This is a genomic window from Marinomonas sp. ATLA20, from assembly GCF_057180105.1.
Genome location: NZ_JBXUKU010000004.1, coordinates 273164 through 297004 on the forward strand (window position 1 = coordinate 273164; position 23841 = coordinate 297004).

Here is a 23841-nt window from a genome sequence, read left to right on the forward strand (position 1 = left end):
AGAGAATTGACGTGCTCGGAAAAATACACAAAAATGAACATGATTGTTTCTTTTATCGTGCAAGTGAAAGGTAGGTTATGGATAGAGTGATAGCAGCGAAAGTTTTTATCGATGTTGCCCAATCGCGGAGTTTTTCCCGCACGGCAGAGCGTTTAAATATGTCGCGCCCCATGGTGACGCGTTATATAGAAGCCATGGAAGATTGGTTAAAGATTCGTTTGTTGCATCGAACGACACGGAAAATATCACTTACTAGCGCAGGTGAAGCCTGTTTAAAAGACGTGGAACAGTGGTTGGAGCAAGCTGATAATATTATTTCCTTGGTGAATACCAGTGATGAGTTGTCAGGTTTGGTGCGAATCACATCCAGCATGTCGTTTGGTTTTTCTCAACTGATGCCAGCCATTCAAGACTTCATGCAGAAACATCCCAAAGTTCATATTGATATCGATCTAGAAGACAGCGCTGCAGATTTAACAGAGAAAAGCATCGACCTTGCTATACGCATTGCTTCGAATCCGGATCCATCGTTAATCGGCAAACCCATTGCCGTGTGTGAATCCGTGCTGGTAGCGTCTCCTGCGTATCTTGAAAAAGTACGACATACGATAGGCGAGATCCAGCATCCGCAAGACCTAATTCATCACGATTGCTTGGGCTATAAAAATCTAGTACGCCATATTTGGCACCTATCTCAGCATGACCAATTTGAATCTGTCTCTTTGGATTGTCGTTTAAGCATCAATGAAGCCACAGCACTTTTGCATACTACATTGAATGGAATGGGGGTTTGTCTTCAGCCTACTTATTTAGCGAATCGCTACATTAACGATGGTAGCTTGTGCCATGTCTTGCCTGACTGGAAACCCAAAGACCTGATTATCTACGCGCTTTATTCTTCTCGAAAACATTTATCACCCAATGTTCGAGCCCTGATTGATCATTTAGAGCGTTACTTTGCCGAGCATCCTTGGTAGCGATGTACTCAATAACACGGATAAGGAAACTAACTAACTGCTCAAACGCATCGCCTTTGCTCGCTCCGAAAGGGAAGCGCTTGCTAAGATCGCGAAGAAGGTTGGGGAGAAGCTGAAAGGAGTAAAACATATGCTTATTCTATGCTCTCATTAAGTTGAAATGTTTAAACTTATTGAGAGCATGTCTGCTCACTTATTACATTGACTACTTAATAAGTAGGTTTGAAAACGAATCATCTTTTGTTTAGGAGCATTGGATGATTCGTTTTTATATGCGTACTTAATGACAGAGTATGGCTTTAAGTAAGTGTTGGAAGCCAAGTGGAAAGAGCCGGTACAGCTGCGATGATGATCATACTTATTAGCATCGCAATTAAAAAAGGCATCATAGCCCTAAATAGTCGCATCATAGGTAGATCTGCTACAGCCATCGCGATGTAAAGTCCAGGACCAACTGGAGGTGTTACCAGTCCAATTAAAGTTGCAAGACTTATCATCACGCCAAAGTGAATCGGGTCTATACCGAATGAGATGGCTGCAGGCAAAATAATAGGTACGAGTACAATCATAACCGCGATACTTTCTAGAAACATACCTAGAATGATTACTAGGCAGTATACCAACATCAAGAAAAGAAAAGGTGAGTTAGTAAGTCCTGATATCCAGTCTACTAACATATCAGGTATTCCCTCAAAAGCGAGAGCCCAGCCAAACACACTTGCTACTGCGATTAGCCCTGTAATGATCGCGGTATTGCATGAGACACTGGTAAAAATCCCTGCAAGGTCTGAGAACTTGATAGATTTGTAAACCAGCGCACCGATTAAAAATGCCATTAACGATGCGATGGCGCCAGCTTCAGTCGGAGTCATTACACCTGTAATAATGCATACAATAACGACTACCGGAATTGAGCTGGGTAATAGGCCTCCTATTAAATCCCTGGCAATATTTTTATTTTTGATAGATTGGCCTTTTGGTAAGCCTGTAATAATCCCAGTGAGAAAAATAACGGCAGCAAACATCACAATAATAAGTAGTCCCGGTAATATACCTGCTATGAATAGATCTGCTATTGGCTGATAAGCTATCACGCCATAGATAATCATGAGCATTGAAGGTGGAATTATTGGGCCTAGTAGACCACCAGCCATGGTTACCGCAGCAGAAAACTCTTTTTTGTATCCTTTATCTACCATTGATGGAATCATCAAGCTGCTCATTACAGAGATTTGGGCCGTTGCAGAACCTAAAATAGACGCAGCCATGGCATTGGTTATTAAGTTTACATAGGCCAGGCCACCACGAAACCCACCTACAAATAAATCAGCAGAATTCATTAGTCGACGCGTTAAGCCTCCTTTATTCATCAGTTCACCAACTAATATAAACAACGGAATCGCTAATAAACCATTTTGACTTAGGGCACCATAAAGTTGGATTGGTAATGAACTAGTCAGTGTTATCAGGTCTGTTTCATATAGAAAGACCAGCGTACTGAATATTAAGGTAATAAATATTGGTAGACCGATTAATAAAGTTATCAAAAATAGACTGAGCGTTAGCATGATTTGTCTGCCTTTTCTGCAGTGGGTTGGTGGTTATTCTCATCCTTTTCGGGAGATATGACTTTAATTAGTTGATGAAATGTCATGCAATAAAATGAGAAAACCAAAATTGAGTAATTATACCAACGTGGAATTTGAGTGGTCGGCGAGACATCACTACGAATCTCAGGGCGCATAATCCAATCAGTAGCCACGTAACAAAGAAAGCCTAAAGTAGTTAAAGCCAAGAGGTTTAAGACGCGAAGCAACCAATTACGATAATTAGCAGGTAAACTTAGAACTAACAAATCAACACGGACCAGTTTGTTTAAATAGATTAAATAGCTGGTACCGATAAAGGAAATGATGATCAAAAGTTGAACAGCAACGTCTTCAGCCCAGAATAAAGGGCTATTGAAAAAGTAGCGCAAAACTACCTGAGCACAAAGGATACCGATTAGCCCTGATGTTAGTAGTACCATTAATACGCGCTCGGTTGCTCCCAAGCAGCGGTTGAGTTGTTCTAGTAAGTTGGCCATACTTTCCTCAGTAGAATTAAACGGCTAGCTTCATACGAAGAAGCCGTTTAATTTGGTCAGGTTTTTATTGTTTATTTTCTTCGTAGAATGCTTTAATACTAGAATTGCTTTGAGTGTACTTTTGCACTATTTTTTCCATTACTGGTTTTAGCGAACTGGTGTCGAAATTCACCACGTTTACTCCCGCTTTTTTTAGCTTCTCTAAGTTTGTTATTTCGGCTGCTGCTTGTTGCTTAAACCCCCACTTTTCAGCGTCTTTGAATGATGACATCACTCTTTTTTGTTCGCTTTCTGTTAGGTTGTCCCACCAAGGTTTAGAGGCTACGACTATTCCAGGAAACGCCATATGATTGGTCAATGTTAGGTAAGGTGCGTTTTGGTACATTTTCATACCCACAACAACATCTAAATCCACATCAACTGCATCTAATAGATTAGTATTAAGTGCTGGAGTGACTTCAGAAAGCGGCATTGCCGTTGGTGCTGCATCTAAAGCATTCCACCAGTCGTTAAATACTTTATTTGGAAAGGAACGGATCTTTTTATTAGTAAAAGAATCTAGCGAATCCATTGTGCTTAAGGACAGTACATGACGCATACCTGCGAGAGTGTATCCTAAGCCAATTAGTTTATGTTTTTCCAACTTATTCAGCATGTTCTCCGCTTCTATACTTTGAGTAGCAATCGCAGCGTCTTCGACATTATCAAACATCCCGGGAATAAACCAAGCTGAAATAGAGTCTTCACGATTTGATAGCGCCCCAGCAGTTAACACGGCCATTTGTATGCCACCAGACTGCAAAAGGTCGATCATTTGTTGCTCACCGCCTAGTTTTCCAAGCGGGAAAATTCTTACGCGCGTGCTTCCTTCTGTCGCTTCTGCCATATTGTCTTTAAAGCGCTCGGAGACTTTATTCCAGATGTGTGATGGTGGAGTAACCATACCCATTCGAAGAGTGTCAGCTTGCGCATTAAAGGTGTATAGACTTGCTGCACCAATTAGAGCTGTGGTCGTTAGTTTTTTGAGAAATATATTGAGCTTTATTGTCATTTTTTTGCCCTCTTTTTTTCTGATAAATAGAATTTCTAAACGATACTTAATTCAATAGTCCCGATTTTCTCGATAGATCCCTGAATTTTATCTCCTGACACAACAGGGCCTACGCCTTCTGGTGTGCCTGTATAGATCAAATCGCCTGGTTGTAGGTGATAGAATTTAGAAAGGTGTGCAATGAGCTCTTTGACATTCCAAATTAATAAATTCAAGTCTGAAGACTGCTTATTTTCTTTGCCTACGCGAAGCTCTATTTTTCCTTCTGATATAACACCAACTTGTTCTTTAGGGTGAATAGGAGAAATGACGGCAGACTCTTCAAAATTTTTGCCTAGATCCCAAGGGCGACCTGTTTCACGTGCTTTTAGTTGCAGGTCTCGACGTGTCATATCTAAGCCACATGCATATCCAAAAATAATGTCATCGGCATTTTCTTCAGTAACTTGGTACCCATCTTTACCAATCGCAACAACAAACTCCATTTCATAATGATAGTTATCAGTCATCGGTGGATACTTAATGGTTGATCCTGATGCAATTAGGTTGCAAGTATCTTTCATAAAATAGAATGGTTCTTGTGTCGTTTTATCGACGGCAACTCCCATTTCGGTTGCATGCGCTAGATAATTTCGACCTACACAAAAAATACGATTAACAGGGAAGCGTTTATCGCTACCGAATATTTCAGTTGTGATTGTTGGTTTTGTAGGGAATATTAGATTGTTGCTCATTTATAATCTCTCTTAATTGATAATGAATTTTTAGAAAATACCTAAGTATTGGTGAAGTGGTTCTTCATCGGCTGTAATAAGGAATACGGGTTCAGTTTTGGAGGTATTGGTTAGAGTAATATTGGTATAGCCAGGTGCGCTGAGAGTATCTTTACTACTAAATGGAATTGGGCTTCCATCGGTTGAGGAATGTCCAAGTACGGCAAGAGATCCTTCACCTTCAATAATATGGAATATTACTGGTGTTGTTCGTTTTGGAAGCTTTTGTTTGTCACCTGGGCGTAACATAATTGCGCCAAAACCAATGCTTGGAAATAAGCTACGGCCGTTTTCAGGATTGACGTAACTGATACGCAGTAATCCTTCAGTGTAGTCTAAAGCCATCTGTTCTAAGCAGGATCGAGTTTTTTTCCAAGGATAGCGTAACTGCGGAGTATTCTTACTGCCGCGCTCAAAGTTAATATTGGGCACAACCCCAGATGAGTTGTAGTCAGCGTAAGATTTATCTCTAGTACGAGCAGTTTCTTGTAAAGGGCCTTCTACCGCCCAAGAGCTGTCCATTCGATACAGCAAGGGCAAATCGAGCACGTCTAACCAAACAATGGGGTCTTGACCTTTATGATGATGCTCATGCCACTTCCCTGCAGGAGTTAATATTAAGTCACCTCTCTCCATTTTGCAGGGCTCGCCATCTACAGTGGTAAATGCGCCTTGGCCTTCAACAATAATGCGTACAGCATTCGGAGTGTGGCGGTGATTTGGTGCTGTTTCACCTGGAAGTATTAGTTGCATGCCCAGATAGATATTTGGTGTTGCTTGTAAATTGTGTAGGCCATGTCCAGGGTTGGCTAATATTAGGACACGGCGTTCAGCTTTTTCTATTGGTGTTAATTGACCTGCTTCTATCAGCAGAGGACGTACGTCAAGGTATTTCCAATTCATGGCGTCAGTATTGCGGTTAGGTACTTTATGCGGAAGTACAGAGCGCATTGCTGGCCATAGTGGTACTAGGTTACGCTCGGTAAGAGCATCTCGATATTTAGGTGGAAGGTCTTCAAGTGTTCCCAGTTTATTCATATTATTATCCTCGGAATTTGTATGGTTTTAGTTGATAAAATCTGGTTGATTGGTTGGTTCTGCTGCGATGAATGCAGGCTGCACTATACAGTGCTGATAAACTTTCATTAATTGCTTATATGGCTCTAGTTCACACCCAAAGCGCTGGGCATTTGCGATCTGAGGTACAAGGCAAATGTCTGCCAAAGTTGGTGTTTCACCGAAACAATAAGGTCCACTACCGTATTTGTTTAGTAAGGTTTCAGCCGCAGTAAGACCTTCATCTACCCAGTGTTTGTACCAAGTTTTCTTTTCTTCTTCGCTGACATTAAAGTTTTGAGTTAAATATTTAAGTACGCGAAGATTGTTAACAGGATGTATATCGCATGCTATAAGATTGGCAAATTCCATTATACGGGCGCGTGTTAACCCGTTGCTTGGTAGTAATGACGATTTTGGGAAGTCTTTCTCTAAATAGTCAATGATTGCTAATGATTGACTAAGAGCTGTACCGTCTTCAGTTATTAATACTGGTACACCTTTGGCTGGGTTTACTTGTATGTGAGAAGTAGAGGTTTGATCTCCCAAACGAATATTGACTCCATTGTAGCTGTATTCGATACCTTTTAGCGCTAAAGCGATACGAACTCGATAAGAAGTTGAACTGTTGAAGAAACTTAGTAATTGCATTTTATGGCTCCGGTTCACTGCAAGCTGCTGTATTTATCATTTTTTTGATTATTCAATATGTAGGCTTATATGAATAATGATACTTTATGATAAGCGTATAACTTTTTTTATATACCTATGAAGCCTAAAGAAGAGATAAGCTATGAGCTGGACCCGAAAATTACGTATAAAACACTTAAAGTTATTAATAGAACTATCTGAAAGTGGGAGTTTGAGTGATACAGCTAGAATTACTCATACTACGCAGCCTGGTTTGTCTAAATGGCTAAAAGAGTTAGAAGAGGATATTGGCGCGCCTTTGTTTGATCGTCATGCAAGAGGGTTAAGGCCAACAGTAATAGGAGATCTTTTGATTCAATATGCGCATCGAATGCTTTCCGAAAGTGATCGTGCTCAGGAAAATATTGCATCGATCATTCAGGGAGGGGCAAGAATTATTTACGTAGGGACATCACCTGCGACAGCACCGAGTTTTGTACCTGCGGCACTATTAACATTTTTAGAAAAATACCCGAATGTTACACTGAGTATTCAAGAGGGGACTATGAATGAGATGCTTGAGAGATTAGAACTTGGAAAACTAGATTTGGTTGTTGGTCGAATGGATAACTACCGCCCGAGAGACCCACTTGTTAGTACTATTTTGTATAGTGAAAAATTAGCTGTAGTTGCTCGTCCTGATCATCCTCTTGTCGGGCGAAAAGGCCTAAAGTGGTCTGACCTTTATTTATATGAGTGGATCATATGGCCTAAAGATACGCCTATTCGGTCCAAGCTCGACCACGCGCTTACTGCCGACGGGTTGAAGCCTGCTCCTCTACGTATAGAATCCTCCTCTCAGGTTGCAAATATATGGTTGATTAAAAATAGCGATATGATTTCAATTAGTTCGGAACGTGTAGCAACACACTTTGCCGATAGCGGCCTTATTGCACCTTTAGATATAACTTTAGAAAACTCAGGGGGAGCTGTTGGCATGTGTTGGCGGGACACTTCTGAAAATGATCCTGTTTTAAATGTATTGCTAGACTGTTTTCGGGATGAAGCTGAAGTTGTAAAAAATAATCAGGCATGACATTAATTTACAACTTTGTGCTGATTAGAAAGTTGATGGTTCTACTGAGGTATTTTTTAATAGCAGACTGGACTTCCCAGACTATTTAGAGTGTAGAGTATCTTCTAAGTTCTAAACCACTCTGCCAATTCCTGCCATTGTTGTTCTGATTGAGCGGCGAGCATTTCGCCGTCTAGCATGGCTGGGTTGTATTCTTGGCCGTCGAGTGTTCGGCATATGCCGCCCGCTTCGGTGTGAACCAGTACGCCTGCGGCGTGATCCCATGGCAGCATTTTGTAGGTGAGGCTGAAGTGAAAGTGACCTTGGGCGATTTGTCGATAAGCAGGGCAAGAAGGCAAGTTGTTAATGCGAACAAAGCGGCTCGCTTTAAGGGCGAAATCTTGTTTTTTCTGGCCGGTATACGAGTTAACCGACATGATGCCGATGAGTTTATCTAGGTCTGGTTCAGCGGTGAAAGCGAGAGCCAGTGGCGATTGCTTAGGCGTTTGATGTTTGCCTTTTTCGTCCATAGCGGTGCGTTGGAAAAAGGCGCCTTCGCCTAGGTTTGCATACAACCAGTCGTCGTTGACTGGGTCGTAAAGTAAGCCAAAGCGCGTAATTCCTTTTACAGCGACGGCGAGTATGATGCCAAATTCTGACAATCCATGGGCGTAGTTCCATGTGCCATCGATTGGGTCGATGATGACACAGGTGTCGGCGGTGGCAATTTTGTCTGTTGTGGATGAGTCTTCTGCGACGGCTTCTTCGCCGACGATTTCCCAATCTGGAAAAGCGGCCTGAATTTCTTCTGTGATAAAAGCTTCACTGGCTTTATCGGCAATGGTAACAAGGTCCGTTAAGCTGCTTTTGGTCTCTACGTCGGCAGCGCTAAGTTGACGAAAGTTTGGCATAACGATCTCTTGGCCTGCTCGACGGACAATGTTTATTAGTCTTGCTTGAGTTGGTTTATCGAGGTTCATCTTTCGTCACTCCTTTTGTATTTTCCAGTGGTCAGAAATTATACGCGATCAGCGTGACGAATGGTTTATTGTCTAGAGGATTATTTTTCAAACAGTTGTCTATCAAGATACCAGATTGATAGAGCTTGTGATCAATTTCCGGACTAGTTCTGCCTGAGACTTAACTTGTACCTTATTGAAAATAACTTTTAATTGGCTTCTAACCGTTTGAATGCTTAAGTGTTTAAAATCTGCATAACTTTGTAAAGTTAAGCCATTGGTTAATGCTAAAGCTAATTGAGCTTCTGATTTGGTCAGTTTAAACACATTCTGAAGTGTTTCAGGGGATATGTAAGAGCAAAGGTCAGAATGCGATAGATATATTAGTGAAATGTTAGACTGACTGTTGGTAGGGAATACATCGACATCGGTTTTTTTTGAGTGAGTTACAGTGATGGATAGTGGTTCTTTCTCGAAGTCGTTATCTATTCTTACGACACGTGCGTTAGTGTCTCCATTTAGTATTTTTATAATGGCTGACTTTATTAAGCTGCGATCTGAGTGGTTTTCTATGTGTAAATGATCATTTTCAATAGTAACGCCTAGTTTCTGCTGGACTATTAATTGCGCTACATCATTAACAAAATGAATCTTCATTGTTGAGTCTACAGCAATTAGTCCAAGTGGAATTTTTTCTAATGCCGAACTTAGTATTTCTTCCTTTTCTTGTAATTTCTCTAGTATATCTGAAAAGTTAAATACTCTTTTGAAATGAGGATACAGTTGTCTCAGAACTTCAAGTTCATCATCGTTCAGTTGTGACTCATTCATTCTTCGATGAATGCCAAGGCCAACAAAGTATTTTTCATTGTTGCAAATGTTTAAAGCGCTTATAAAGCCTACGTCATTGGGTAAAAGTAGGTTCTGGTAAAAGTCTGGGTATTTAGTTTTCGCTATTTTGTAGTCTATTGCTCCAAGAGCAGTACCTTCAGGAAGTGTTTTCATTACTGTTGCTGTGGCGTCTTGAACTCCGAGTTGTTGTTGGTAAATAGGTGAAAAGTCTGAAGGAAGACCATATTCACCAAGTACACGGTAAGTCTGATTTTTGAAATCGATGAAAAATAATCCAGCACTTCTAGTCTTAATTAAAGAGCAAAGGTTTTCTAATACACTGTTCCAATCCTTATGCTCAAAGCCACGATCGTAGATAAGGTTGACCAGATCCATTAGTGGATACTTTCCCATATATTTACCTTGGTAAATTCGTATCGATTTAGTGAATATACCCTATATGTGGTATGACGGAAATTTAGATTGCTCCTATATTAGTGTAATTGTGTTAATAAAGTGAAAAAAAAATTAACATTTCCTTACATTAGGTGTGCCCATGAAAAACTCAATTTTAATCATTAAAAAGTCATCTGGCGTTCAACCACAGCAAATGGAGTTAGTTGGAGATCTTAGTATCACGGCTGAATCGGGTGCTGCTTACTCTCTAGTAGATTCTGCTACTGGAATATACCCAGAGGGCGTTGTTCTACAAAAAGAAAATGAAGCTTTGCAGGTGATTGTTAACGGTGAAGTATTGTTGGTTATTAATGATTACTTTGAGGAAGGAAAAGACGTTTCTTTTGATGAGTTTGGAGCACATTTATCTGCAACAGATTTTATTGCTGCACAGGAAGATAGCGCTAGCCTTGATAGTCCAGTTTGGGATGCTGAAATAGATACGGTTGTGACCCTAGACGATAAGGAAGGCGAGATTGATGCAACGCTTCCTTCCGATATGCGTCCTCAGGAAGACAGCATAGCTCAAGGTGGAGCGATGGACGCCAATCTAAAAGAGCAACCCGAAGAACAGCCAGTGCCAGATAATCAAGGCGTGGAAGGTGAAATGGGATGGGGGTGGTACGCTGCAGCAGCATTAGGCTTAGGAGCTTTAGCTGGAGGCGGTGGTTCAGGTGGTGGGTCTAGTTCTAGTGGATCCGCGTCGTCATCAACTACTATTTCCAGCGCCGCTGGTATTTTCTTTTCTACGGTGCAAATCGATCTATATGACGCTTCAGGTAACTTAATCAGCTCTGTGGAACACGATTACTCTACCGGAGATTATGTTTATACCGGCAGTTATTCCGGGCCGATGCTTGTAGAAATTATAGATATTAACGACACGGCAACGGACTACACTGATGAAACAACCGGCGAAGCAAAAAGCTTAGGTACCTCCTTACGAGCCATGACAACGACGGATGGCTCAACAGATAAAGCCATCAGCGTAACGCCACTTACCGAATTAGCTACACAGATTGCAGGCGTAACGTCTGAAAATCGTGCTGTGACAGAGGATAATGTCGCCGTTAACAGTAAGGTAGCAACCTTGTTTGGGCTAGATGACATTCTAGACAAGCCAGCGGTAGTGACCGAAGACACCAGCTCTGCCGATGAGGCATCCATCAAATACGGTCAAGCTTTGGCGATTCTGTCTGGTGCTGATTCTGAAGCAGGTAATGCTAGTGCTGCGGAAACCATTGCTACCATCGCGGACTCACTAAAAGAAGCAAATAGCGATACAGATGCTCCATTAAAACTCACGTCTGAAGTGGCGGATATTTTGACTAAAGGCCTAGAAGCCTTTAACGATGGCCCAACGGGTCGAGATAACGCCATTTCAACGACCTTTACCTTTAGTAGCGTACCGGTATTAGTGGATGGTGATGGCAATGTATTAAAAGCAATCAATGCCGAGAAAATAGATTCCACGATAGAGGTTAAAATTAAAGGAGTATCCGCTGATGGCGTAGTGACCTTGACTGTTGGCGAAAACACCACAGATTACACTGTGTTAGCGGGTGATGTTGCTGATGGCTATGCCTATGTTCCTATTTCTAGTGATTGGTTTTCAGCAGCGGACGGCAATTACGATGTCGTGGTGACGGTGAATGAGGTTGATTCAACCACGACTATCAAAGTCGACACTACTGCGCCAGGAGCCCCCACTTTTAAATTGCATCAAGACACTGGAGAGTCTGACAGTGATGGCATTACCAGTGATACAACCGTCGACGTGACTCTGGCGGATGGTGTCACCAATTGGCAGTATTCTTTGGATGGCGGATCAACTTGGATCTCGCGAACATCAGGGGCCAGCTTTGAATTAAAAAGTGAAACCACTTATGCGGCGGGAGACATACAGGTTAAGCAGATTGATAAAGCGGGTAATGAAAGTGAGGTTACCAGCAATACTTCTGTGATCGAAACGCTAGAAACGCTTGCACCGGATCTAAGTGTCACTGATACGGGAAGCAGTGATAGTGACGGCATCACCAGCAACACAACGGTTTCTGTAACTTTTGACGAAGGCGTTGATTTAGCCTCTTGGCAGTACAGTTTAAACGCAGGCTCTACATGGACGGATGGAACGGGCACTTCGTTTGAATTGACCGCCAACAAAACCTATCAAGCCGACACCATTCAAGTGAAGCAGATTGATACGGAAGGCAATGAAGAGCTGTCTGCTTTGTCGTCTAAGGTTGTCACAGATACCACAGCAACAACCCCCGTTATCTTTCTTGCAACCGACAGCGGCCAGAGCCAAAGTGACGGCATTACCAATGACACGACTTATCGAGTGAAGTTAGCCAAAGACACAGAAAGTTGGGAATACAGCGTTGATAGCGGGGCGAATTGGGTTAAAGGATCTGGAACCAGCTTCGAATTGGCCGAAAACCAAACTTATGCGATTGGCAGCATTCAAGTTCGCCAAACCGATGTGGCTGGTAACGTTACTATTGAGCCTAAATCTAATAGCATGGTGATTACCACAGACACCATCTCGCCAGATGCACCAAGCGCTTCATTGCACGATGATACAGGCGCAAGCGACGAAGATGGCATAACGAACGACACCACAGTCGATGTTACCTTAGCCGACGATGCCGTTAGCTGGCAATACAGTTTAGATGGCGGTACAACTTGGTCAGCTTCTCAAGCGGCTTCCGTAACCACTTTTGAGTTAGCGGATAATACCACATATCAAGCGGGTGATTTGCAAATTCGCCAATATGACGCAGCGGGCAATGTGAGTGCTGTGGATTCGAACAGTGATCAAGCCGTTACCACAGACAGCCTTGTCTCTGAACCAGAGCTGACTTTTTCTCTTACTTCAAATGAGCTGACTAGCACCACAGTGACCGTGACGCTAGCAGACGATGTTGCTTCATGGGAATACAGTCTTGATGGTGGTGCAACGTGGAATGAGGGGTCCGGTGAACGCTTCAGTTTAGAGCCGTTAACCTCTTATGACGCCAATGCCATTCAAGTTCGTCAGACCGATATCGCAGGCAACGTCAGTGATATAGCCATTAATGAATCTTTAGAAACGGATGTAGCGATTGATCCGCCAAGTTTTGAATTAGCTTCTGATACGGGTGTTTCGGATGAAGATTTCATCACATCGTCTGCGACCGTGAACGTCACTTTACTGGGAGGTGATGAAGGTGCCGTTAGCTGGAACTACAGTGTAGATGGCGGGGAAACTTGGTCCGCTGATCAAGACATTTCAACAACCAGCTTTGATCTAGCAGAGAATACCACTTACCAATCAGGTGACATTTTAGTCACCCAAACTGATGCCGAAGGCAACACCAGTGCCTTCGCGGCGAATGACAGCGCTGTAATCGTCGACTCTTTAGTCGATGCACCTGAGTTTGGCTTAAATGCGGATACGGGAAGTTCCGTTTCTGATGGCATTACCAATGATTTAGTTATCAATGTGGATCTGGCCGATGACGTTTCGACGTGGCAATACAGTTTAGATAATGGCGCAAACTGGTTGGATGGCGAAGCTACAAGTTTTGAACTGGATGCAAACACGTCCTATGCAGCGGGCGCTATTCAAGTTAAACAAATCGATTTAGCCGGTAATGAAAGTCTTGCCTATCAAAATAGCAGCACTATTACGACTGATACGCTGCCTCTGGATGCGCCAACCTTTAGCCTGAATAGCGACTCAGGATCCAGCGCCGTCGATAATATTACCAATGATCCGACAATAAATGTGGTGCTCTCTGAAGACGCCGTTGCTTGGCAATATAGTACTGACGCCGGTTTGACTTGGCAAGATGGCACAGAAACGAGCTTTGAATTGGCTGCGGATACGTCTTATTTGGCAGGAGATATTCAGGTTCAACAAATAGATGTAGCAGGTAATATAAGTGCTTCTGCCAGTAACGAAGATACGATTGAAATAGATACTTCTGCAATCACACCTACTTTTGCCTTAAACCTAGATTCTGGTTTGAGTGATTCAGATGGCGTCACTAATGATGTCGTAGTGAATTTTGATTCTAATGGCGAGACAAGCGCACAAAGCTGGTCTTATAGCTTAGATAATGGCTCGACCTGGATAGAGGGAACAGGCTCCAGTTTCTCACTTGCCGACAATACCACCTATGCAATTGGCGCCATTCAAGTGAAGCAAGTTGATACGGCGGGTAATGAATCGCTGGCTGGTTCTAATGATTCGGTAATTGTGACCGATTCTATCCCATTGGATGCGCCAAGTTTTGTCTTGCATGCTGACACGGGCGACTCTGACAGTGACTTTATCACTAGCGACACGACCATTGATGTGACCTTGAACGAAAATGCCGCAAGTTGGCAGTACAGCATGGATGGCGGTGTTACCTGGTCAGCATCACAGGCCTCTACCGTAACCACTTTTGAGTTAGCGGATAATACCACATATCAAGCGGGTGATTTGCAAATTCGCCAATATGACGCAGCGGGCAATGTGAGTGCTGTGGATTCGAACAGTGATCAAGCCGTTACCACAGACAGCCTTGTCTCTGAACCAGAGCTGACTTTTTCTCTTACTTCAAATGAGCTGACTAGCACCACAGTGACCGTGACGCTAGCAGACGATGTTGCTTCATGGGAATACAGTCTTGATGGTGGTGCAACGTGGAATGAGGGTTCCGGTGAACGCTTCAGTTTAGAGCCGTTAACCTCTTATGGCGCCAATGCCATTCAAGTTCGTCAGACCGATATCGCAGGCAACGTCAGTGATACAGCCATTAATGAATCTTTAGAAACGGATGTAGCGATTGATCCACCAAGCTTTGAATTGGCTTCTGATACTGGTGTTTCGGATGAAGATTTCATCACATCCGCAACGACGGTGAACGTCATTTTACTGGAAGGCGACGAAGGAGCAGTGAGCTGGAATTACAGCCTAGATGGTGGTGAGACTTGGTCAGCAGATCAAGGCATTTCAACGACCAGCTTTGAGTTAATGGGCAACACTACCTACGATATTGGGCGAATTGTGGTTACTCAGACAGACGCGGAAGGCAATACCAGCGCTTACGCAGTCAATGATGACACGGTTATTATTGACTCTTTAGTCGATGCACCTGAGTTTGACTTAAATGCGGATACGGGAAGTTCTGCTTCTGATGGCATTACCAATTATTTGGTTATCAATGTGGATCCGGCCGAAGACGTAGCGACCTGGCAATACAGCTTAGATAATGGCGCAAACTGGTTGGATGGCGAAGCTACAAGTTTTGAACTGGATGCGAACACCACATACGGCGCTGGTTCAATTCAAGTTAAACAAACTGATTTGGCAGGCAATGAGAGTCTTGTCTATCAAAATAGCAGTGCGATCACGACTGATACGCTGCCTCTGGATGCACCTTCCTTTAGCTTAAACAGCGATTCAGGTTCTAGCGCAGTCGATAATATTACCAATGATTTGCTTATTAATGTTGAGTTATCGGAAGACGCTGTCAGCTGGCAGTACAGCACGGACACCGGTTTGACTTGGCAAGAGGGGACTGGAACGAGCTTTGAATTGGCTGCTAATACCACCTATGCCGTAGGCGATATTCAAGTTCAACAATTAGACGCGGCGGGGAATGTTAGTGCTTCAGCCTTGAACGAAGCGACTATTGAAATAGACACTTCTGCAATCACACCGACCTTCGCCTTAAATCTAGATTCTGGATTGAGTGATTCAGATGGTGTCACCAATGATGTCCTAGTGAATTTTGATTCTAATGGCGAGACAAGCACACAAAGCTGGTCGTACAGTTTAGATGCTGGAGAAACATGGGCTGAGGGTATGGGATCAAGCTTCTCGCTTGCTGACAATACCACTTACGCTATTGGTGACATCCAAGTGAAGCAAGTAGATGCGGCGGGAAATGAGTCGGTCGTTGGGTCTAACGATTCAGAGATAGTGACAGATTCTATTGCACCTGCAACGCCAAGTTTTGCTCTGCATGCTGACACGGGCGACTCGGATAGTGACTTTATTACTAGCGATACCACTATTGATGTGACCTTGTCTGATGATGCTGTTAGCTGGGAATACTCATTAGACAGCGGCGTTACGTGGGTAGTAGGTTCTGGCACCAGTTTCGAAATGGGCACTTTACAAACCTATGAAATTGGTCAAATTCAAGTTCGCCAATTAGACCTTGCAGGTAATGTTAGTGTGGCAGCTAGCAACGAAGTGGTGTTTGAGTCCGACTCTTTACCTGCTCCAGAAGTGGTATTAGCTGAAGATACTGGTTTGTCAGACAGTGACAACATCACTAGCAGTCTCATCATGAATGTTACTGTGGATGTGAATGCAACCAGCTGGCAATACAGTCTGGATGGCGGAGCGACTTGGGTTGATGGAGAAGGAAGCAGTTTTGAGCTGGATGCGAATACGACCTATGCGGCAGAAAGCATTCAGGTAAAGCAGTTTGACGCTGATGACAATGAAAGTGCGATCTTCAGTAATGACAGTGATGTAACGACAGACACAGAATCTCAATTGGAAGGAGACATTTATCTCGCATCGGATAGCAGTATTGATACGGTTATCGCTGAAGGAGATGACAAGCACTATGACGTAGAGCGGTATCGTCTTGGTGAGAATGGCGATTTTGTGGTTTCTTGGATCAAAGATGACGAAGATGCAGGTGACACTTTATTGATGGTTCAACGGTATAACGCCGATGGTTCAGAAATGAGCTTGCCGTTTGCGGTCTCTATTCCTATAGAAAGTGCAGAATATCATTATTACAGCATCGAAGACATTACTCCTGTGGGTGCTGATGGTGCCGTTGTCATCACATGGGTTGGCGAAACCTATAACGAGGACGAAGACTATTACGATGAGACGAATCTGTATTTTCAGATGTTTGATGCCGATGGACGACCTGTTGGTGATTTCCAGCAAACCACGGCAACAGATGAATGGATCAGAGACTCGCAAATTATATCGTTAGCGGATACAGACCAATTTATACAGTCTTGGACTGAGGATACAGCCGATGACACAGTTGCTTATTTGCAGTTGTTTGATGCGACAACAGGGGAAGAGGGGGCGTTGCTAACGTTCGAAACTAGCGTCGTCGCGAGTGTACTTCCGACAGGAAATAATGGCGAGTTCATAGTGTTATGGAATGAAGTGGTTAGCTTTGAGGATGCCTCTGCCATTGTCAAAGCACAGACTTATTCATCGGATGGGACTCCAATCGGCTCAACCATTGTACTGAACCCAGAAGCGGGTGAATACAGCGATGGTATGCGTCTACTTGGCGAAGATGGTGCCTTTATTGCCTTGATGATTAACGAGCAAGACATGACCATGAGTCTGCAATTGGTCAATGACAATGGCAGCTTAGGTGCGCGAGTGGACCTGAGTGAATTCAGCGATTTAGTGGACTTGGAAGTAGGCATTGCCGTACTAAATTCAGACAATGATTTTGCTGTCACTTGGATTGGTGTGAATGAGGCGGATGAGCCCGTTATTTACACCCAATCCTTTATGGCGGATGGAACGCCGCAAAACGATCCGATTGCCTTGCCATTCGAATTTGATGCTGATAAAGATTATGACTTGTTTATCGAATCTGTCAGTGCTGAAACAGACGAAGGGTATTTCATTACAGCCGACTATTATGCCGAAACAGGCGAGGGCGATGACTTTATTGCTGGTGGTGTGTATTTCGTTGATGGTAATGACGTTACAGAAATTGCAGTTAGCGAAGAAAACGACGAATGGGCTTATTTTGACATTCGTGTGCTGAATGATAATAAGGATGTGTTGATCTTTAAAGAAGGTCACGACGACGAAACATGGGAAGCGGATTCTTGGGTGCAAATTTACAACCCAGATGGCACAGAAAAAACAGAGAAGATTGAATTCACTGGCAACATCAATGACGTTGTGTGGACACAGCTAAACAGTGACGGTGACTTCTTTATCTCTTGGGTCGAATACAATGGTTACTATGATGACGACAGCGCGAGTTGGGTTAATGAAACCACCCATCATTTACAAATGTTCAATGCAGATGGCACATCGATTACACCAATAGATATTGAACAGGGAGATGATTTACCAGTATCGGTGGCTGAAGCTGGGGCAGCTTACCTTGTTAGTCTTTCAGACTCCGCCTCCATTACGACATTGTCAGATATTTTAGCGTTAGAAGAAGGCAGCTGGAGCAGTGTCGAAGTTGGTGCAGATACTGACCATGCTTTGAGTACAGATGGACTTCCTGCTGGTCAATATGTTGTGTACGCCACGGATGTTGCTGGCAATATTACGCTAAACACAACGGTTGTTACGATCAGTACTGAGTTACTCGCTGAACCAGACGTTGAATTAAATGAAGACACTGGAACGTACGATGACGATGAAATCACCAATGATACGCAGGTCAATGTCACCTTAACGGATGACGCTGTGCGTTGGGAATATTCTCTAGATCATGGTTCAACCTGGACAGAAGGGGAAGGAACGTCTTTTAATCTGACAGAAAATACCACCTTCAATTACTACGATATCCAGATTAGACAGTATGACACTGATGGTAATGTCAGCGAGATTGCCACTAACTCGGATGGCTATGTTGTCACAGATAACATCATTTCTGACCCTCAAATTGAAGTCGTCGGCAACTCAGTTTTGGTGACATTAGATGATGATCAAAATGAATGGTATTACTCCCTTGTTGGTGGAGGAGAAGATGAAAACAACTGGACTCAAGGCGTTGGCGATAGCTTTACATTAGCACCGAACACCACTTATAACGCAGGCGATATTGTTGTCTATGTTGAAGATATTGCAAGCAATGAAGCTGAATTTGTGTACCAACAACAAGTGGTGACTGGTGACGCCTATGAAGCACCAAGCTTCGAATTATTTGAAGACTCAGGCTTTTCCGACAGTGATGGCGTAACCAGTGAAGGTTCCTTGAACGTACAGTTATCTGATGATGCAGTGGCGTTTGAGTACTCCTTAAATGGTGGTGAGACTTGGCAGTTTGGTTCAGGTGCCTATGTGTTGCTTGGTGAGGTTGAATTCGCCATTAGTGATTTTGAAGCCTATCAATATGACGCAGAGGGCAATGAGTCCGAATTGATACTGGATTATGGTGATGATGAATATGTGGACTTTGCTATTGGTTTTGACCTGTTAGAAGATACCGTACGTTGGAACTATTCTATTGATGGTGGCGAAACTTTCACTGAGGTCGCTTGGGCTGATGCCGATGGTCGTTTTATCGATTTAGATTATGACGAGGAATACGCCATTGACGATATCCAAGTTCGACAAATCAGATCAACGGGCGAAGTCAGCGCCATTGCGACCAATGATCAGGTCATTATTACCGATGAAGACAGCCCCTATGACCGTGTTTTGGCAAGTAATGAATCACCTTACGATGACATTATTGAAGAGTCTGGCTTTGATAAGCTGGATGGTGGCTTAGGCGACGCCACAGTTGCCAGTTTGGATGAACAAAGAAGCATTCAGCTTGGTGACACTGGAACGTACGTGTCTATGTGGTACCTCAATTCAGAGTCCGAAGACGTTAATTCTCAGTTAGTGGTTCAAATGTTGGATGCAAATGGTGAACCCACTTCAGACTACATGCGAATAGAGCATGAGAACATCACCGAATATCTGGATCTGATGGCGGCGATACCATTAGCAGACACTGGGTCTTTTGTGGTGACCTGGGAACAGTACGACGACGAGTCCGATATCTCTGATTATTACTACCAAATCTTCGATGAAAATGGTGCGGTTGGCGACCTGCAAAGTTTAGAAAACTACGTGGGTTATTACGGGCAATTTACAGATTCTTTTATCCTTCCTGTTGGCAGTGAAGGTAACTTCGTGGTGACCGACAATTATTATGATGAAGACCAAAGTGTCAGAATGTTAACCGCGACACTAATGAATGCGGATGGCGAGGTAATTGTTGAAATTACAAACTCAGATGACACTGGTGACGAATATCAAGCCCACGTTAAAGCAGTAGGCGAAGACGGAAGTTTTATTGTCGTTGGCAAGAAAGATGTCCAGTTGTACTCGGCTGCAGGTGAAGCTATAGGTGAATCCTTGCCAACACTTCAAGATAGCCCAAGTAATTATTTTGAGTATGAAGGCGCAGTGGCTATTGGCGATACCGGCTCTTATGTTGTGGTGACTTCTGCATATCAATATGACAGCTATGTAGATGACGATAACTATGAAAGGTATCCGGTTGTATTTGCTCAGGTATTTACTGCTGAAGGTGCGTACCAAGGCGAAAGTATAGAGATTGCTACTGGCGGTCTAAATCTAGGAATGCATCACTCTCGCTCAGCGGTTGAGTGGATCGGCGGAGATAAAGTCGTTGTTGTTTGGACCGAGAGAGATAGAGAAACTGGTGGCCCAGGATCAAATATAACCTACCTGCAAACGATTAATACCAGCGATGGCACCTTGTCCGGTGAAGCGATTGCGCCTTTTGAAAGCATTGGTGAAGAGGAAGAGATCTCGGTTCGAATCGCTGACATTATGCCGGTTGGTGAGCAGGGTGCATATGTACTATCAGGTCGTGTGGAGTATGCTGACTCAGGCGATAGAGAGTATTATGCCAAGTTTGTAACGGCGGATGGGGATGTTGTAAATCTGGATGATGTTGGTCTTTCTGCGGATAGCAATCCTCGCTTTACAGTTGAGTCGGTCGGAGACGAAGGTGCGTTTGTTGTTGCTTGGAATCAAACCAACCAAGACGGCTGGGGCGTCAGTGTTCAGTTGTACAATGTGGATGGTGAAGCGATGGGGGACACGGTTTTATTGGAAGCCGATCCGTTTGGCTCTTTTGACAGAACGCCTTCTATTATTGAACTAAGCGGCGGGGAATACATAGTGACATGGATCGGTGATACCTATGATGATTCCGAAACCTTCATAGATGTGTATTCTCAGAAATTCAACGCAGACGGCACCTTGGCAAATCAATCGACGGTTTACTCGGACGGTGATATTCCAGTAGAAAGCAATGAAGATGGCTTTGCCTATTTGGTCAACAGCAGTCTGTTTGCATCGGATTTCTTGTCTGACTACGATCAATGGTATGACGGATTGTTTGATACCGTATTGAACGCGGATCCATCTTACTGGAACAGTGTTGAAGTGACGGCAGGCGTTGAAACTAGCGTCTCGACAGACGGTCTCGAAGGCGGAACCTACTATATGTTAGTAACGGATCTGGCGGGTAATGTGAACGTCAATGATGTAGGTATTGTGGTGGCGGAAACCGTGGTGTTTGACCTAACCACAGGTGAATCGACTGACCTTGATGGGCGGGTGTTTGACGTAGATGAAACCTACGATATTTACATCAATGTGGGTGATGGTTCTAGTTTGACTCTCAATGAAGGAGAGGGATGGTCCGGAGCCGATAATCTTGGCGGCGATGACCGAATCACTTTGGTGAGTGATGATACAGTGACGAGTTTCACGGCCGATACCGTCGACAATATTGTTTGGACGACGGCTGATAACACGGTCACTTTAAACAGTGACGGTGAATTCACGATCGCGGCAGAAACGGCCGATCTTTGGGAGAACGCATGGGCGTCAAATCCAGATCTAGGATTGTCTCTGTCCCAAGTCACCGCCACTGAAACGCCAGATGTTTAGATAAAAAGGAGTGATCAAAGTGGACTTAATGATGACACTCATGGAAGAGTGTTGGGTTAAGTTCCATTTTGGTGTGATCATTTATGGATTCTAAACTTACTTTACTTCGCGAAATGGCGGAGCAGCAAGAATATTCTGCGCTGCAGCAAGCCTGTCGTGAACTGCTAGTACAGGTCGACTCTCGTCCTGTACAAATCTTTTTGGCCTTATCTTTTGCGCATTTAAATGAATCTGAATCAGCGCTTAAAATGCTGTCTTGTATACTAGAAACAGCGATATCTGAGCCGCTTACTTTTGTTGAACAGCAAGATATAAGTGCTGTGTATATTGCTATATCTGATTACGAATCCGCAGAACTGACTCTGGATAGTTTATTAGAACTAGTGCCATCTAACGGGCTTAATTTGGCGAGAAAAGCTTACTGCCGATTAATGCAAGACGATAGTCGAGGCGCTTATCAGCTATATACTCGCTCTATTGAACATGACCCTAGCAAAGTAGAAATATGGGTGAACCTATGTTTGTTGTTATTAGCAAACCAATCCGACAATAGCGAATGCTTATACTCTGATATAACCGACACTCTTGATCTAGTTTGGTCTCATTTAGCGCGAGCCGAAGCGCTATTTACTGAATCGCAAAATAACTATACAGCCCAACGATGTGAAAGCTTAATTCGCCAGCTAGGCGCGGTACGCTTAGAATGTTGGGTGTTGGAGAGCAAGTTTGCAGAGGCGGAAGCTTGGTTAAACGCTTGCTTGGGTGAGAGCGATTATCACCGCGACTATGTGCTTTGTTATGCAGAATGCCTTTTTCAATATGGAAAGCCATTTGTTGCCGAGGTAGCTTTACTAAATGCGGTCAAGCAGTATCCTCATGATGCTGAGTTTTATCGGCAATTAGCTATTTTTGCTTACAATCAAAATCGAATAGTTGATGGGCAATATTATCAAACTCAGTATGATGCTCGAATTCTTAATCACAATGAGCGCTGGGTCTTTGAACAAGGTGTCGGTGTTCTTCCTATTGTGGACTTTAAAGACAGCGCCAGAATAAGGACTCGTTTTAGTCGAGGCTTTTTATCTACTCGTTTTTCACATATTGAACAACAATATGCTGCTGTTGAAGAATTCCATCCTGCATTTATCGTTGGTATATCATTTTCTGGGTTATCTCTTGTCGAACAAATATTAGTGTGCAGTGATCAAGTGGCATCACTTGGGGCTTCTTCCCATTTTCCAGTATTGGTGGAAGCGTTAAATTACCAGCATAGAAAAAAAGGCTCTAGTCGCTATTATCCAGATCTTGTTGATACGCTGAGCCTTGAGCAATTGGGTGACATAGCACAGGATCTGCATTCACTTTATTACGGCAAAGTCTCTGATGCGCCAGTGGTGATAGATAAAAGTATCCATAACATTTGTCATATCGGTCTGATAAAAAGCGTCTTTCCGAATGCAAAAATCATATCCGTTCGCCGTGATCCAAGAGCGCTCGCCTTGTCTTCTCGAGTCGCCCATTGGCTAGAGCCACATACAATTCAGAATGCAGAGACTTCTGGCGATACGGAATTTACTGGTACGGCATCTCTTGTAGGTCAACAGTTGGCGCAATACAACGTTTTAATGTCGCATTGGAAAAGCCTTTTTGCAGATTCAATATTAGAGGTATCGTTTGAAGAACTTACTTTGAAAGGTAATCTTGTCGCATCTCGACTGTTTGATTTTCTGAATTTACCCGTGCCGAGTAATATAGATCAAATGGTAAAAAAGGTTGCGCAATATGCCCCTGAAGACGCTTCCATAAAATGGTCTAATCATAAGCAGGAATTAACTTTTCTATTACGAGCTATGAGTAAAAAATCTCCATTAGCTGTTGATGACATGGGGACTTTACCTGAGCCTAATATGTTGGCTTTAGCTTATGAGCATTATACACAAGGCGCTTATCGAGAATCAGAGTATCAATGCAAAGTTTTATTACACCATTTGCCTGATTTTGCACCTGCTCATTATTTATTAGGGGAAATTTATGTCCGCAATGGTTTAATCTTGTTGGGTGTAGAATATTTGAATAGGGCGATTGATCTTGCTCCATGGAAGCGTCAGCAATGGCAGATAAACTTAATGAGAGCAACACAACTTTTAGAGTCTCAAGAATCTACTGAGGAGCGATTTAAATTGAAAAGCTCAGAGTTTTCTATGGAAGTAAAATGATGCGATGTATTTTATCGATTATAAAACATT

At 43.2% G+C, this 23841-nt stretch carries 12 protein-coding genes; 4 read left to right on the top strand and 8 right to left on the bottom strand.

Annotated elements, in window-relative coordinates:
• Nucleotides 1-77: 77 nt before the first annotated feature.
• The gene (locus tag AC2A4J_RS09285; RefSeq protein ID WP_484175789.1) at nucleotides 78-977 is read left to right on the top strand and encodes a LysR family transcriptional regulator; all 900 of its coding nucleotides are present in this window, start codon (nucleotides 78-80) and stop codon (nucleotides 975-977) included.
• Nucleotides 978-1276: 299 nt separating this feature from the next.
• Here the strand turns inward: AC2A4J_RS09285 and AC2A4J_RS09290 are convergent, their stop codons facing one another.
• The 6 genes from AC2A4J_RS09290 to maiA form a co-directional block, all read right to left on the bottom strand.
• Nucleotides 1277-2545, bottom strand: a complete 1269-nt coding sequence (locus AC2A4J_RS09290; RefSeq protein ID WP_484175790.1) for a TRAP transporter large permease — start codon at nucleotides 2543-2545, stop codon at nucleotides 1277-1279.
• Nucleotides 2539-3063, bottom strand: coding sequence for a TRAP transporter small permease (locus tag AC2A4J_RS09295; RefSeq protein WP_484175791.1), 525 nt, complete (start codon nucleotides 3061-3063; stop codon nucleotides 2539-2541). The genes AC2A4J_RS09290 and AC2A4J_RS09295 overlap by 7 nt, the downstream gene beginning before the upstream one ends.
• Before the next feature lie 64 nt (nucleotides 3064-3127).
• Nucleotides 3128-4114, bottom strand: a complete 987-nt coding sequence (locus tag AC2A4J_RS09300) for a TRAP transporter substrate-binding protein (RefSeq protein ID WP_484175792.1) — start codon at nucleotides 4112-4114, stop codon at nucleotides 3128-3130.
• A gap of 35 nt (nucleotides 4115-4149) precedes the next feature.
• Nucleotides 4150-4848 carry a fumarylacetoacetate hydrolase family protein gene (locus AC2A4J_RS09305; RefSeq protein WP_484175793.1) on the bottom strand — a complete coding sequence of 233 codons (699 nt, stop codon included), beginning with the start codon at nucleotides 4846-4848 and terminating at the stop codon, nucleotides 4150-4152.
• Between the two features lie 30 nt (nucleotides 4849-4878).
• Nucleotides 4879-5925, bottom strand: a complete 1047-nt coding sequence (locus tag AC2A4J_RS09310) for a cupin domain-containing protein (protein WP_484175794.1) — start codon at nucleotides 5923-5925, stop codon at nucleotides 4879-4881.
• A 27-nt stretch (nucleotides 5926-5952) separates the two neighbouring features.
• Nucleotides 5953-6594 (bottom strand): maleylacetoacetate isomerase, encoded by a 642-nt coding sequence (gene maiA / locus AC2A4J_RS09315; RefSeq protein WP_484175795.1) that lies wholly within the window; start codon nucleotides 6592-6594, stop codon nucleotides 5953-5955.
• 142 nt (nucleotides 6595-6736) lie between these two features.
• Here maiA and AC2A4J_RS09320 point away from each other — a divergent pair, with 142 nt between their 5' ends.
• Nucleotides 6737-7669, top strand: a complete 933-nt coding sequence (locus AC2A4J_RS09320) for a LysR family transcriptional regulator (RefSeq protein WP_484175796.1) — start codon at nucleotides 6737-6739, stop codon at nucleotides 7667-7669.
• A gap of 104 nt (nucleotides 7670-7773) precedes the next feature.
• Here the strand turns inward: AC2A4J_RS09320 and AC2A4J_RS09325 are convergent, their stop codons facing one another.
• Nucleotides 7774-8628, bottom strand: a complete 855-nt coding sequence (locus AC2A4J_RS09325) for an inositol monophosphatase family protein (protein WP_484175797.1) — start codon at nucleotides 8626-8628, stop codon at nucleotides 7774-7776.
• 102 nt (nucleotides 8629-8730) lie between these two features.
• The gene (locus AC2A4J_RS09330; protein WP_484175798.1) at nucleotides 8731-9852 is read right to left on the bottom strand and encodes a LuxR family transcriptional regulator; all 1122 of its coding nucleotides are present in this window, start codon (nucleotides 9850-9852) and stop codon (nucleotides 8731-8733) included.
• 142 nt (nucleotides 9853-9994) lie between these two features.
• Between AC2A4J_RS09330 and AC2A4J_RS09335 the strand changes: the two genes are divergently transcribed.
• Nucleotides 9995-21595, top strand: a complete 11601-nt coding sequence (locus AC2A4J_RS09335) for a beta strand repeat-containing protein (protein ID WP_484175799.1) — start codon at nucleotides 9995-9997, stop codon at nucleotides 21593-21595.
• A gap of 83 nt (nucleotides 21596-21678) precedes the next feature.
• A complete protein-coding gene (locus AC2A4J_RS09340; RefSeq protein WP_484175800.1) occupies nucleotides 21679-23811 on the top strand; it encodes a tetratricopeptide repeat-containing sulfotransferase family protein in 2133 nt (710 codons plus the stop codon).
• Nucleotides 23812-23841 lie beyond the last annotated feature (30 nt).